Consider the following 13308-nt stretch of genomic DNA (forward strand, 5'->3'; position numbering starts at 1 on the left):
GTCCCTGCGTGCTGGGGCCCCGGGCTGTCGTGTTGTCTGTCCTGTGAACCAGTGGAGGGAACCGCGATGAAGCACACCTGGCGATGGTTCGGCCCCGCCGACCCGATCACCCTGGCCGAGGTCCGGCAGACCGGCGCGACCGGGATCGTGACCGCGCTGCACCACATCCCGAACGGTTCCGTGTGGCCCGTCGACGCGATCCGCGCGCGGCAGGCCGAGATCGAGGCGGCTGGGCTGTCGTGGGACGTGGTCGAGAGCGTGCCGGTGCACGAGGACATCAAGACGGGCGGGCCGCTGGCCGACGCCGCCGTGTCGGCGTACCAGGAGACCCTGCGGAACCTGGCCGCCTGCGGACTCGACGTCGTCTGCTACAACTTCATGCCCGTCCTGGACTGGACGCGGACCGACCTGTCGTACGAGATGCCGGACGGGGCGCTGGCGCTGCGGTTCGACGCGGTGGCGCTGGCGGCGTTCGACCTGTTCGACCTGGCGCGGCCGGGGGCTGCGGGGGACTGGACGGCGGCGCAGACCGAGGGGGCTGCGCGACTGTGGGACGGGCTCGACGATGGGGCGCGGGCGCGGCTGCGGTCGACGATCCTCGCCGGCCTGCCGGGAGCCGAGGAGCACTACGACCTCGGACGCTTCCGGGAGGCGCTGGCGACGTACGACGACGTGCCGGCGTCGGTGCTGCGGACGCGGCTGGGGTCGTTCCTCTCGGCGGTCATCCCGGTGGCCGAGGAGGTCGGCGTGCGGATGGCGATCCACCCGGACGACCCGCCGCGGCCGATGTTCGGGCTGCCGCGGGTGGTGTCGACGGCGTCCGACGCGCAGAGCGTGCTGGACGCGGCGCCGTCGGAGTTCAACGGGCTGACGATGTGCGTCGGGTCGTACGGGTCGCGGGCGGACAACGACGTCGTAGAGATGACGCGGCGGTTCGCGTCGCGGATCCACTTCGCGCACCTGCGGTCGGTGACGCTGGATGCGGACGGGGCGTCGTTCACGGAGGCGGCGCACCTGGACGGGGACGCGGACATGGTCGCCGTCATCACGGCCTTGGTGGAGGAGGAGGCGCGGCGGGGGCCGGGGGCGGCGGCGATCCCGATGCGGCCGGACCACGGGCACGTGCTGCTGGACGACGGGGCGCGGGTGACGAACCCGGGGTACTCGCTGTACGGGCGGATGCGTGGGCTGGCGGAGCTGCGGGGGGTGGAGCGGGCGGTGCGGGCGCGCCGCTGACCAGGGCTGGGACGGACGGGTCCCGGCGAGATGCGCCTTGTGCGGCCCCGGGCCGTTGCTTACCGTCGGGTGCAGCCGCGAACCGCTCCCGACGCCGTGCCGTCGTCGGGGGTGTCCCTGCTCCCGATGGAGGGTCGTGGCTCATGGCCGAGGCGCAACACCGCACGCGGACGGACGACCGGGCGCGAAACCCCGCGGCAAGCGCGTCGGCCACCGAGGACGTCGTCCTCGCCCTCGACGGCGTCACGCACGTCTTCGAGACCAAGGCCGCGCCGGTCCGTGCCGTCGACGACGTCACCGCCGAGTTCCGCCGCGGCACCTGGACCGCGATCATGGGCCCGTCCGGCTCCGGCAAGTCGACGCTGCTGTACTGCGCCGCCGGCCTGATCCGCGCGACCGCCGGCCGGATCCTGCTCGGTGGCGTCGACGTCCGCACCGCGTCGGAGCGTCGGCTCACGGAGCTCCGCCGTCGGCAGCTCGGGTTCGTCTTCCAGGACTTCAACCTCATCCCCGCGCTGACGGCGGAGCAGAACGTCGGCCTGCCCGCCCGCTTCGACGGTCACCCCGCCGCGGACGACGCCGTGCGCGCCTCGCTCGAGCGTGTCGGCCTCGGCGACAAGCTGCAGTCGCGCCCCGACGCGCTCTCGGGCGGCCAGCGGCAGCGCGTCGCGATCGCGCGGGCACTGCTCACCAGGCCGGCGGTCGTCATCGCCGACGAGCCGACCGGGGCGCTCGACTCTCGGTCGGGGGAGGTGGTGCTCCGCGAGCTCACGACGCTCACCGACGAGGGCTCGGCGGTGGTGATGGTGACGCACGACCCGGTGGTCGCGGCGCACGCCGACCGCACGCTGTTCCTGATCGACGGGCGGCTGGTGGAGGAGGTCGCCGGCGGCTCGCCCGCCACGATCGCCCGGACGCTCGCGGGCCTGGACACCCGCGCATGATCGCTCGGACGCCGCTGACGCCTGCGTTCCTGCGTGAGCACCGCTGGGCCTACGCCGGGCTCGTCGTGGTCGTCGGGGCCGCGTCGGCGCTGTCGACCGCGTCGATCGGGCTGCTGGCCGCTGCGGGCGACGGGGACGGGCTGACGTTCGCGAGCGAGACGCCGCGCGCCGCGGCGGAGGCGCGGGTCGCGCTGGAGTCGGTGCAGTACGTGACCGGGCTGATCGCGGGCGTGTGCCTGTTCTTCGCCGTGTTCCTCGTCGGGTCTGCCACCGGGTTCGCCGTGGAAGGGCGTCGGCGTGAGCTGGCGATGCTCCGGCTGGCCGGTGCGAGCCCGGGGCGGGTGACACGCCTCGTGCTCGGCGAGGCGGCGGTCGTGGGCGTGGTCGCCGCCAGCGGCGCGGCGGTGGTCGGGATGGTCCTGCTCGCGCCGTACGCCTCGCTGCTCGTGCGGCTCGACCTGGCTCCTCCCGGGTTCGAGCCGTCCGTGCGGCCGGTGCTCGCGGTGGTGTGCGCCGGTGGAGTCGCGGTCGTCGCGGTCGTCGGTGCGCTCGTACCCGCTCGACGTGTGGGTCGGGTCCGGCCGATCGAGGCCCTCGCGCAGGCCGACGCGGTGCGCACGCGGCTCGGGCGAGGCCGACTCGTGCGGGGTGTGCTCGGCGCTCTGACGGTTCTTGCGCTGCTCGTCCTGCCGCCGTCGGTCGGGGAGGTGCAGGCGGTCACGCTCCTCCTCGCGGGGGCGAGCGTGGTCGCGCTGTCGGCGTTCGCCCCCGTCGTGATCCCCGCCGTCGCGCGGTTCGTGGGTGCGGTCGCCGTGCGCGTGGCGCCCGGAGCGGGGCTCGTCGCGCGGGAGCACGCGGCGTGGGACGTGCGGCGGACGGCGGCTCTGGGCAACCCGGTCCTGCTGCTCGTCGCCCTGGCGACCGCGCTGTTCATGGTGGCGCAGACAGGTCAGGCGATCGGGCTGCTCGAGTGGCGGGACCAGATCCGCGCCGACGTCATGGCATCGAGCGAGCGGACCGTCGGCGCAGGGGAGGGGTCAGGAGGACTCGGCACCGCCGAAGCGGAACGCCCGGATCTCGGTCTCGAGGCCTCGGCGGTCCGGTACGAGACCAGCCACCGGTGGGCCTGGCCCGAGGGAAGACCCGGGTTGCCGACGGTCGCCTGGACGGATCCGGAGGCGCTGGCCTCGGTCGTGGACGCCGCGGTCGTCGCTGGTCGGATGTCCGACGTGGACGGCGACGCGGTCGCGACCATCGATCGGTCAGCGCAGGTCGGAGACGCCCTCGAGATCGTGGCGCCGGACGGGTCGCTGCGAGAGCTGACCGTCGCGGCGGTGGTCATGTCGACGGCGTTCGTGCAGGACGACGTGCTGGCGGCCGACGGCGCGCTGCGTGAGCCGGGCGACGTGGTCGACTCGCGGTGGTTCATCACCGGGCCCCCAGGGGTGGATCCGGCGACGGTGGTCGAGGACGCGCGCCGGGCCCTGCCGGACGCCGATGTCGTGACCGTGCCGGAGTGGGTCGGGGCGCGCATCCAGGCGGGCCGGGTCGCGCAGACGCAAGGACTGTCCGCCCTGATCGGCGGGGCCGGGATCCTCGCGCTGTGCGCGGTGGCGCAGTCGGTCGGGACGTCGATGCGCGAGCGTCGCGGCGAGCTGCGACTTCTGCAGCGGGTCGGTGCCGGCCGGCGGTCGGTCGTCGGGACCGCCGTCCTGGAGGTGGTGGTCGTGCTCACGACGGCGGCGGTGCTCGCCGTGGTCGCCGCCGTGGCGCTGTACGCGCGGATGGTGTCCTACCTGCGGCACGACGAGGTCGACCTGATGCCCTCGGTACCCGTCGGGGTGCTCGCGGTCGTCCTCGCGGCCGCGGTGGTCGTCGCGGTGGCGAGCGCGGCGGCGGGTGCGTGGTCGGCGACGAGCGCACGGAGCGCGTGAGCCCGAGCGATGTGGCGCGAACGGGAGGGCTGACGGCGCCGCTCGCGGACGCGTGGCACGATCCGTCGGGTGACGAGGCCCTCCGCACCGATCACCCAGTCCCGCGTCGCCCCGCTGCGCATCCGGATGACCGGCCGCGATCCCCGCGAGGAGCGCCGCGCCGCCACCCCGCTTGAGCTGCTGTTCGACCTCACCTTCGTCATCGCCTTCGGCCGCACCGCGGAGGAGCTCGCCGTCCTGGTCGCGGACGGCCACGTCGGCCCGGCGATCATCGGGTTCGCCTTCGCGACGTTCGCCGTGTCCTGGGCGTGGATCAACTTCACCTGGTTCGCCTCGGCCTACGACACCGACGACTGGCTGTTCCGGCTCACCACGATGGTGCAGATGGTCGGCGTGCTGATCCTCGCGCTGGGCGTCCCGCCGATGTTCGAGTCGCTCGCCGCGGGGGAGCACCTGGACAACAAGGTGCTGGTCCTCGGGTTCGTGGTGATGCGGGTGCCGATGGTGCTCCAGTGGAGCCGCGCCGCCCTGGCCGACCCGGAGCGCCGGCCGAGCGTCGCCGTGTTCATCGCGACCCTGCTGGTCGCGCAGGCCGGCTGGGTGACGATCGCGCTGCTCGACCTGCCGACGGTCGTGTCCCTCGCCTGCGTGGCCCCGCTGATGATGCTGGAGGCGATCGGGCCGGTCGTCGCCGAGCGCGTGCACGGCGGCACCCCGTGGCACCCGCACCACATCGCCGAGCGGTACGGACTGGTCGTGATCATCGCCGTGGGCGAGGGGCTGACCGGCACGACGTTCGCGCTGGCGGCGCTCATCGAGGAGTCCGGCTGGACCGTCGAGACGGCGCTGCTCGGGCTGGCGGGCGTGGCGCTGACTTTCGGGCTGTGGTGGGCGTACGACGTGATGCCGAGCGGTGAGCTGCTGGCCGCGCGCAGCCGGCGGTCGTTCACCTGGGGGTACGGGCACATCGTGCTGTTCGGGGCGATCATCGCGATCGGCGGCGGGCTGCACGCGGGGGCGTTCTACCTGCAGGGGGAGAGCTCGCTGTCCGCCGTCGGGACGGCGCTCACCGTCGCGGTGCCGGTCGCGGTGTACGTGGGGACGTTCTACGCGCTGTTCGCCGTGCTGAGCCGGGCGCACGACCGGTTCCACGTGGTGCTCGTGGGGGTGTCGGCGGTGGTGGTGCTGGCGAGCGTGGCGCTGGCGGCCGCCGGGGTGGCGCTGGTGTGGTGCCTGCTCGTGCTCGCGGCGACGCCGTGGGTGACCGTGGTCGGGCACGGGCTGGCCGGCCGCCGCGAGAGCCAGGTGCTGGGCGCGACGTCCGTGACCGAGACTGACGAGGGCGGCCGCTGATCGCGCCGACCCCGGATCTGGATGGTCGCTGAGGACGAGCTCCGACGTCGTCCGACGCGCAGCGCGGCACTCATCCTCCGTGCCCGGGACCACTCAGTTCCCCGCCCCGTGACGCACGGTCGCCCACTCAGGACCACCGACTCCACGCAACGGGCTCCTAGCGTCGGTCGGGCGCCGTCCGCAGAGGGACGGGCTCTGGAGTCGAGGTCGACCTGGCCTCGCGGTGATCCGCAGGGGAGGGCAGCTCGTGGCCGAGCTCGTGGTGGACCATGCCTCGCTCAGGACCGCCGGCAGCGGCATCCAGACGTGCGCGCAGTCGATGCCCGCCTCCGGCTGGGTCGCGACGTCCGATCCGGGGTCGCACCAGGTGGCCGTGACGATCGAGCGCGCCGCGGCGCTGGTGTCGCGGCAGGTGCTGGGTGCCGCCGCCGAGATGTTCCGCGTCGGTCAGCGGGTGGTCGACGCCAGCGCCGAGTACGCCGCCGCCGACCGGGCGCTGGGGACGACGCGATGACGCAGTGGACGGTCGACGACCCGGGCGCCGGCGACCCCGACGGCCTGCGGGTCCAGGGTGCCCGGTTGGACAGCCTCACGCGGCAGCTGGCCGAGGCCTGCTCCGTCCTCCGCCGGCACTGCGAGGCGCTCGGCCCCGACGTGTGGACGGGGAGCGCGGCCGACGCGCTCCGCAGCACCAGCGCGCGGCACCTCGCGGACCTCACCCGACTCGTGGACACCGTCGGGCCGTGCGCCAGCGCGATGTACGTCTACGCGGGCGCCGTGCAGCGCATCGCCGAGGACGCCGTCCTCGCCCGTGCCCGGCGCGACGAGGCCGCGAGCGACCACGCACGGGCCCTGCGCCTGATCTCGCAGTACACCTCCGTGCCCACCGGCACGGTGTCGGACCGCAGCATCGCCGCGCAGTGGACTGCGCGCGACGCGGCGAAGGAGCGGCTGACCGCCGCCGGGCACACGCTGCAGGCACTGGCGGACGAGCGTGCGAGTGCGGACGCGCGCCTGCTGTTCGACCTGCACGGGGTCGCCGAGATCTCGGACTGGTCCGCCGTCGGGGCGGGCCTCACCGCGGCCGGCGTGCACCGACCGAGCGACCTGAGCGCGGCCGGTCTGCGCGACGCCTTGCTCGACCTCGCCCGTGACATCCTCGAGGGCGACTCCTCGGCCGCGACGCTCGCTGCCCTGCAGAGCCTGCTGGACGCCTGCGCCGACGAACCCGCACTGCTCGGCGCGTTCTTCCAGCGCCTGGGCGGCAGGGGCACCGCCGACCTGGTCTCCCGGATCGGCACCGCCGTGGTCACGAAGAAGATCGACGATGCGGACGGACTGCGACTGGCCGTCACGCTGCAGTCGGCGCTGTCGGCCGCCTCGTCGCTGTGGACCGCGGGGCGGGCGCGGGTCTTCGCGCGCGACCTCGTCGGTGCCTCCGACGGCGCGGCGGTGGTCGGGTTCTTGTTCGGCAACCCGTGGACCGCCCCCATGGGCGAGCACTTCACGGTGGCGATGGCCGATCTCTTCGATCGGCGCGAACGGCTCGGAGAGGGGCAGTGGGGTGCCACGCTTGCCTCCGGCGCCCTCACCCTCAGTAACCTGCAGTTCCCCGACCGGCCCGGGAGAGGAGCCGACCCCGCCGGAGCCGTCCTGCAGACCCTGGGGAACTACCCCGACGCCGCGCTGTCCTGGCTCACCGCCGGGGGTCCGGTCGCTGGCGCGGACCGTGCGGGCGCCTTCCCCCGGATCGCCTACTGGGTGGGCGAACGCGTCTGGCCCGAGGCGGACGGGTACACCGCGGTCACCGCGCTGTGGGCCGGCATGCAGCTGGCGACCGGCGGACCGAACGACCCGGCAGGCTGGACCGACGACGCCTGGAAGGCCCTGGCGGAGGCGAACTCCGCGTTCACGGCCGCGTTCCTCGGCAATCCGCACGTGCTGCCCGAGCACCTCTGCGACGAGGCGCGCATCAACCTCGTCGTGGCGATCACCCGACTTCTGCCCCAACTGCGGGAGGTACCGCTCCAGCGGTACGAAGACGACAGAGGGCCGTTGACGGTGACAGGCGTCATGCCCGAGTTCGACGCAGAGATGACGCTCATGAACACCACCCGGGACGAGCTCGCGGCACTCTTTGGCCTCGCGGGTAGCTCGAATGCAGGCTTGGTGGCGCTACGCCGATCGATCTCGCTGCTGCAGAGCGCCATGCTTGGCGCGGCAGCGGCAGCAGACAGCAGCTACACCCCCGACATGGCGCTCCGAGCGGTCGCGGATCTGCAGTCGATCCTCGATGGCGCGGTGGAGGGCGCGGCCGAGGGCATCGCCGTGCGGCACGACGCACGTGTGCAAGCTCTGATCGACGGAGCAGTCACAGCCGCGGGGATCGTCCCACTGCCGGGATCGGGCAAGGCGGCGGAGGTGCTCGCAAGGGCTGCGTCGAGCTTCCTGCGGACCAGCGTGGCCACCTGGGCCGGCGACGCGCTTGTCGACCTCGCGCAGGACCGTCTCACGGCGGCGCTCGCGGCGGGAGCCAGCGATGCGTGGGCGAGCACCCTGAACGAGGTCAGTGGGGAGGCACGGCAACCCAAGGAGGACTTGAAGGCGGCTCTAGCGGCCTGGGTCGTCGCCCTCGATCCCGAGGAGCTCGCCCTGAGAGGGGGCAACATCGAGCACTACGTGCAGGTGCTGGTGGCCTCCTACGACGCGGTGTCCGGCGCGGCGGCGGACGCTGCGAGCCAGGTCGCGTGACCTCCGCTTGCCGGCTCCGCTCCGGGACGAGACACACCCGCATGGGCATCATCGCGCTCGTCCTGGTCGTGGGCGTCCTCCTGGTCGCCACCTGCCTGTGGCAGCGGCACCAGACACGCTCCCCGGTGACCGATCCGGCCCGCCCCGGAGTGCCCGCAGTGCACTGGCCGAACGGCCGCGGCACCGGACGATGGGACGACGACGCTTGGATCCAAACCCTGCGTGAGGCGATGACGCTCGCTGCCGTCGCGGTCAACGCCCGAGACTTCTCCGATCCTGCTCTGCGCGACATCATGTCGGACGAGGTGCTCGAGTCTTACGTCTGGAGTGCCAGGGTGATGGCGCCCGCGGACTACCACCCGGGTCCGCAGCCCTTCGTGGTGCTCGACCTCGAGTCCAGCGCCGCTTCCGCCGTCGTGAGCGCCTGTCACGCCGGTCGCTGGTCGATCGCCGACCCGGACTACGTCCCGACCCCCGAGAACTTCATGACCGGCCGCGGCTATCGGCACGTGTGGGAGCTCGCCCTGCGTGCGGACGGCACCCGCTACGTCACCAGCCTGACCCGCGTCGGACCGCCCGGCGATCTGTGCCCTAACGCCGGGACCGTCGTCGGGTACTTCGACCCCCCGCCGCCCTACGGCGAGTCCCGCGACGTCGTCATCGGACCCGATGGCCGACCGAGCGGATCGCCCACCCGCCTGCTCGACGTCTCTCCGCTCGCCAGCGCTGGACTCGAGCGTGCAGACGCACTCCTGGTCCGCCACGACGGTGTCCTCGGCCGACCCGGTACCCACCCGCTCTGGGCGGTCCAGCGCCCGAAGTCGAGCAACGCGGCGACGAGGGCCTCATGACGTCCGTCCAGCGCCAGAGAAGAACCGATGCTCGCGACTCGCGCGGAAGGTGGTTCCTCGCCGCGCTGGTCGTGGTTCTCATGGTGGTTGGTACCGGTCTGTGGCGCCACCAGCGTGCCCGAGCACCGGTCTCCGATCCACCGATCACCGGTGAGCTGCACGTGCCGTCCGTGTACTGGCCTGAAGGGCGGGGCACCGGTCGTTGGGACAGGGACCCGTGGGTGATCGCGCTGCGCCACGCTCAGGTGCTGCGTGCGGCCGCGAACAACCAGGGCGACTACTCCAGCGAGCTGTTGGCCGAGGCGTTCTCCGTCGAGTTCTTGAGGCGCGACGCCCGAGACACCGCAGAGTCCGCCGACCCGGCCTACTACATGCCCGGACCGAGGCCCTTCGTCGTGCTCGAGGTCCGGTCTGACGCAGACACCGCGCATGTCAGGGTCTGCAGTGCCTGGTCGTGGACAACCACCGAGGAGGAGTACGTCTCACAGCTGGACGAGTTCCGGTCCGGGAGCGGGAGTGACGTGACCTGGGAACTCGAACGTCGGCCAGACGGCACCCGGCGCGTCGTCGACGTCACCTTCACGGGAGACATCCACGACCGCTGCCCGATCGCCGGCGCCGTGGTGGGGTACTTCGACCCTGCGCCGCCGTACGGCGAGCCGCTCGACGCTGTGCTCGGTCCGGACGGGCGGGTGGTCGAGCCACGGTCGCTGCAGGAGCGTCTGCTCGACGGCTTCGCCCGGCTGTTGGAGGAGGAGTCGTGAACCGCGACGCCAGTGAGCGCCTGTCGGTGCGTCCACGCCGCCGGCGGCGCGCGATCAGCCCTCCACCGCGCCCCGGTCCACCAGCGTGAACACGCTCGCCGGGCTCGACGGGTCCGGGTCGAGCGCGAGCCCGCCCTCCTGGTCCGCCACCACGACGCCCGCAGCCGAGGAGATGTTCACCTGCTCCGGCTGGTCCAGCGCCGCGACGTCGAGCTGCTGGTCCGGCGCGGCCGGGTCGCACGGTGCCACGGTGATGAGGTCGTCGCCCGGCAGGCTCAGGCAGGACGGCTGGCCGTCGGTGGTGGACGTCGTCCGTACCTGGAACGTCGTGCCGGTGGGCTGGAACACCCACGTCGTCGGGACGCCGCCGGCCTCGGCGGGGTCGGCGACCGTGGTCACGCCGCCCTCGACGGTCGTGGTGACCCACTCGCCGCCGTAGGTCTGGATGTCGACCTGGTGGGTGCCGTCCAGCAGGTCGCCGCCCGCGGTCGCGTCGTCGCCGGCCCCGGTGTCGGCCGTCGTCGCGACCGGGTCCGGCGCGGGCGTGGTGTCGGTGGTGTCCTCGGCCTCCGCGGTGCCGCCGGTGCACGCCGACGTCCCGACGACGAGGGCGCCTGCCGCAAGGGCGAGCGCGAACGTGCGGGCGTGGGTGCGCGGGCGGCGGGTGGGGGTCGTGATCACGGTGGTCCTCCAGCGGGTCGGCCCGACCGCTGCTCGATCGGTGGTAGCCGCGAGGGGCGCTCGGCACGCCCCTCACCTCGAACGTAACGAGACCAGGGGTGGGTGCAACTGGGACCGGAGCCCTCACCGCTCGAGCAGCCCCACCGAGCGCCGCCGAAGAGGCGTTGCCACTTCCCTTCCGGACCCGGTAGACATGTGGTCATGGAGGTGTCCGTCCGGGAGGCAGCCGACGCGCTCGGCGTCAGCGACCGCCGCGTGCGCCAGCTCGTCGCCTCGGGGCGCATCCGCGCCCGCCGCGTGGGGTCGCAGTGGCTCGTCGACGGCGCCTCGCTCCCGATCGCGCCGCGCCGCAGCCGACCGCTCAGTCCGACCGAGGCGTGGCTCCTGCTCGCCACGGACCAGGCGCCCGGTGCACGGCCCGGCAGGTGGCGCGACCGCCGCGACCGGCTCCGCACCGATCCGTCCCCGGAGACCCTTCTCGCGTCCTGGGCCGCGGCGCGCGGCGACCGGCTCCTGTTCGCCACCCGCGAGCCCCGCGGCGTGCTCGACGACCCGGCCGTCGTCCGCTCCGGCCTCTCCGACCCCCGTGCGGGCATCAGCGCCGCCGACCTCGCCGAGGGCTACGTCCGCCGGGACGACCTCGACTCGGTCCGCCGGCGACACCTGCTGCGCCCCGCGACCGGCCGCCCCGACGTCGTCCTGCACGTCGTCGCGGTGCTCCCCACGGACCCGGTCCCGCCGCTGGTGCTCGCCGCCGACCTCGCGGAGCACGACGGCCCGCGCGAGCTGGCCCGTGCGAGCGAGCTGATCGCCCAGGCGGTGCGGGCCGCTTGACCATCGCGCTGCCGCCCATGACCGTCGCGCAGACGGCCGGGTGGCACGCGCTCCTGGAGGTGCACGACCGGCTCCCCGGCTGCTGGACGCTCGTCGGCGGCCAGATGGTGCACCTGCACTGCGCCGAGCGGGGCGCCGCCCCGGCGCGGCCCACCGACGACCTGGACGCGGTGCTGGACGTCCGGGCCGACGGCCAGATCCTGCACCGCTTCACCAGCGCGCTCGTCGCGCTGGGGTTCACGTCGGCGGGCACGAGCCCGGCCGGGCACCAGCACCGCTGGACGCGCGGGCTGGCGCGGATCGACGTGCTCATCCCGCGCCGGGTGGGGGAGCGCGCGGCCACGCGCCGCGGGGTGCACGGCGGGACGACGCTCGAGACGCCGGCCGCGCAGCAGGCGCTGGACCGGAGCGCCGCCGTCGCGGTAGAGGTGGCCGGCGTTTCCGGGCGGGTCCGGAGGCCGAGCCTCCTCGGCGCCCTCGTCGCGAAGGCGGCGGCGCACACCGTGGTCCTCGACCAGGCCCGTGCACGGCACCGCGCGGACTTCGCGGTCCTGACGACCCTGATCGCGCCGTCCGACCGGATCGACGAGGCGGGCCCGCGGGACCGCCGCTACCTCCGCGGCATGCTCGCGGCGCTCGCGGACGACCGGCGGACGGTGCTCCGGGTGGACGGCGCGGCGGAGGGTGTCGCGACGCTGCGCGACGTCCTCGACGCCTGACCCCCTGCACGCCCCGCACCCCCGCACGACGCGAGGGGCGGACCCACCGCACGGGCCCGCCCCTCGCCTCGACCGCCGCCCTACCGGACGCCGGCCGCCGTCACCCCTGCGTCAGCGGCGCCAGCGTGTCGTCGTCCTTGTACACGTCGGCCGCGTTCTCCTTCGTCACGATCACGGGCGTCAGCAGGAACGACGGGACGACCTTGACCCCGTTGTCGTAGGACTCGGTGTCGTTGATCTCCGGGTCCTCGCCCTTCTGCAGCGCCTGGATCTCCTTGATCGTCTGCGCCACGAGCTCGCGGGTGTCCTTGTAGATCGTCGAGTACTGCTCGCCGGCCATGATCGACTTCACCGACTCGACCTCGGAGTCCTGGCCGGTGACGACCGGGGTCTCCTTGCCGGCCTGCGACACGGACGTGAGCGCCGCGCGGCCGAGGGTGTCGTTCGGCGACAGGACGCCGTCGAGCTCCTCGGAGCCGTAGGAGCCGGCGAGGATCGTGTCCATGCGCTTCTGCGCGTTCTCGGCCTTCCAGCCCTGCGTCGCGACCTGCTCGAACGAGGTCTGGCCGGAGACGACGACCAGGGTGCCGTCGTCGATCTTCGGCTGCAGGACGCTCATGGCGCCCTCGAAGAACGGCGTGGAGTTGGCGTCGTCGGGGGAGCCGGCGATGAGCTCGATGTTGTACGGGCCCTCGCCCTTGCGCTCCGCGAGGCCCTCGAGCAGCGCCTGCCCCTGCAGGACGCCGACCTGGTAGTTGTCGAACGCCACGTACATGTCGACGGCGTCGGTGTTCTTCACCAGGCGGTCGTAGGCGATGACGTGGGCGCCGGAGTCGACCGCCGCCTCGAGCTGGGAGCCCAGCTGCGAGCCGTCGATCGCGCCGACGACGATCACGCTGGCGCCCTGCTCGGTCATGGCCTGGATCTGGTTCTGCTGCTCGGTGACGCCGCTGTTCGCGAACTGCACGATCGGGTTGTACCCGGCCTCGGTCAGCCCGTCCTTGAACAGCTGCTCGGCGAGCACCCAGTTCTCCGACGTCTTCTGCGGCAGGGCGACGCCGATGGTGGCGTCGGCCGCGAAGCCGCCGCCGCCGCTCTCGGACGACCCGGCAGTCTCCTCGGTGGACGACCCGCCACGCTCGGACGAGCAGCCGGACAGGAGCAGTGCTCCGGCGGCCCCGGCGGCGACCAGCGCCGCAGTCAGCTTCTTCATGGGTGGTGTCACTCTTCCTGGTTGGGCA

The 13308-nt window shown here is 73.6% G+C and carries 12 protein-coding genes; 10 read left to right on the top strand and 2 right to left on the bottom strand.

Annotation, left to right across the window (positions count from 1 at the left end):
• Positions 1 to 66: 66 nt before the first annotated feature.
• The 8 genes from uxuA (at position 67) to J5O08_RS00115 (ending at position 9833) form a co-directional block, all read left to right on the top strand.
• On the top strand, positions 67 to 1236 hold the full coding sequence (gene uxuA / locus J5O08_RS00080; protein WP_218704822.1) for a mannonate dehydratase: 1170 nt from the start codon (positions 67 to 69) through the stop codon (positions 1234 to 1236).
• A 143-nt stretch (positions 1237 to 1379) separates the two neighbouring features.
• Positions 1380 to 2180, top strand: a complete 801-nt coding sequence (locus tag J5O08_RS00085; RefSeq protein ID WP_218704823.1) for an ABC transporter ATP-binding protein — start codon at positions 1380 to 1382, stop codon at positions 2178 to 2180.
• A complete protein-coding gene (locus J5O08_RS00090; protein ID WP_218704824.1) occupies positions 2177 to 4114 on the top strand; it encodes an FtsX-like permease family protein in 1938 nt (645 codons plus the stop codon). The genes J5O08_RS00085 and J5O08_RS00090 overlap by 4 nt, the downstream gene beginning before the upstream one ends.
• Positions 4115 to 4183: 69 nt before the next feature.
• A complete protein-coding gene (locus tag J5O08_RS00095) occupies positions 4184 to 5467 on the top strand; it encodes a low temperature requirement protein A (protein WP_308281199.1) in 1284 nt (427 codons plus the stop codon).
• 247 nt (positions 5468 to 5714) lie between these two features.
• Positions 5715 to 5981: a hypothetical protein gene (locus tag J5O08_RS00100; RefSeq protein WP_218704825.1), complete on the top strand. Its 267-nt coding sequence runs from the start codon at positions 5715 to 5717 to the stop codon at positions 5979 to 5981.
• Entirely contained in the window at positions 5978 to 8218 is a 2241-nt protein-coding gene (locus J5O08_RS00105) for a hypothetical protein (RefSeq protein ID WP_218704826.1), read from the top strand. The genes J5O08_RS00100 and J5O08_RS00105 overlap by 4 nt, the downstream gene beginning before the upstream one ends.
• Positions 8219 to 8259: 41 nt before the next feature.
• The gene (locus J5O08_RS00110; RefSeq protein ID WP_218704827.1) at positions 8260 to 9069 is read left to right on the top strand and encodes a hypothetical protein; all 810 of its coding nucleotides are present in this window, start codon (positions 8260 to 8262) and stop codon (positions 9067 to 9069) included.
• The gene (locus J5O08_RS00115; protein WP_218704828.1) at positions 9066 to 9833 is read left to right on the top strand and encodes a hypothetical protein; all 768 of its coding nucleotides are present in this window, start codon (positions 9066 to 9068) and stop codon (positions 9831 to 9833) included. The genes J5O08_RS00110 and J5O08_RS00115 overlap by 4 nt, the downstream gene beginning before the upstream one ends.
• 54 nt (positions 9834 to 9887) lie before the next feature.
• Here the strand turns inward: J5O08_RS00115 and J5O08_RS00120 are convergent, their stop codons facing one another.
• Positions 9888 to 10514: a hypothetical protein gene (locus J5O08_RS00120; protein ID WP_218704829.1), complete on the bottom strand. Its 627-nt coding sequence runs from the start codon at positions 10512 to 10514 to the stop codon at positions 9888 to 9890.
• A gap of 201 nt (positions 10515 to 10715) precedes the next feature.
• Here J5O08_RS00120 and J5O08_RS00125 point away from each other — a divergent pair, with 201 nt between their 5' ends.
• Together J5O08_RS00125 and J5O08_RS00130 are read left to right on the top strand one after the other, a co-directional pair.
• Complete coding sequence (locus J5O08_RS00125) at positions 10716 to 11348, top strand: helix-turn-helix domain-containing protein (RefSeq protein ID WP_218704830.1); 633 nt, start codon at positions 10716 to 10718, stop codon at positions 11346 to 11348.
• 17 nt (positions 11349 to 11365) lie between these two features.
• Positions 11366 to 12067 (top strand): hypothetical protein, encoded by a 702-nt coding sequence (locus J5O08_RS00130; protein ID WP_218704831.1) that lies wholly within the window; start codon positions 11366 to 11368, stop codon positions 12065 to 12067.
• Positions 12068 to 12167: 100 nt separating this feature from the next.
• On the opposite strand, the gene J5O08_RS00135 is transcribed toward J5O08_RS00130, so the two are convergent.
• A complete protein-coding gene (locus tag J5O08_RS00135) occupies positions 12168 to 13280 on the bottom strand; it encodes a sugar-binding protein (RefSeq protein WP_217614680.1) in 1113 nt (370 codons plus the stop codon).
• Positions 13281 to 13308: the final 28 nt, after the last annotated feature.

It is taken from the genome of Cellulomonas sp. PS-H5 (assembly GCF_019265565.1).
Lineage (GTDB): Bacteria > Actinomycetota > Actinomycetes > Actinomycetales > Cellulomonadaceae > Cellulomonas.

Excerpts from the sequence above, each read along its gene's own strand:
- uxuA (WP_218704822.1), top strand. The coding sequence starts at position 67 with ATGAAGCACACCTGGCGATGGTTCGGCCCCGCCGACCCGATCACCCTG.
- J5O08_RS00085 (WP_218704823.1), top strand. The coding sequence starts at position 1,380 with ATGGCCGAGGCGCAACACCGCACGCGGACGGACGACCGGGCGCGAAAC.
- J5O08_RS00090 (WP_218704824.1), top strand. The coding sequence starts at position 2,177 with ATGATCGCTCGGACGCCGCTGACGCCTGCGTTCCTGCGTGAGCACCGC.
- J5O08_RS00105 (WP_218704826.1), top strand. The coding sequence starts at position 5,978 with ATGACGCAGTGGACGGTCGACGACCCGGGCGCCGGCGACCCCGACGGC.
- J5O08_RS00110 (WP_218704827.1), top strand. The coding sequence starts at position 8,260 with ATGGGCATCATCGCGCTCGTCCTGGTCGTGGGCGTCCTCCTGGTCGCC.
- J5O08_RS00115 (WP_218704828.1), top strand. The coding sequence starts at position 9,066 with ATGACGTCCGTCCAGCGCCAGAGAAGAACCGATGCTCGCGACTCGCGC.
- J5O08_RS00125 (WP_218704830.1), top strand. The coding sequence starts at position 10,716 with ATGGAGGTGTCCGTCCGGGAGGCAGCCGACGCGCTCGGCGTCAGCGAC.
- J5O08_RS00130 (WP_218704831.1), top strand. The coding sequence starts at position 11,366 with ATGACCGTCGCGCAGACGGCCGGGTGGCACGCGCTCCTGGAGGTGCAC.
- J5O08_RS00135 (WP_217614680.1), bottom strand. The coding sequence starts at position 13,280 with ATGAAGAAGCTGACTGCGGCGCTGGTCGCCGCCGGGGCCGCCGGAGCA.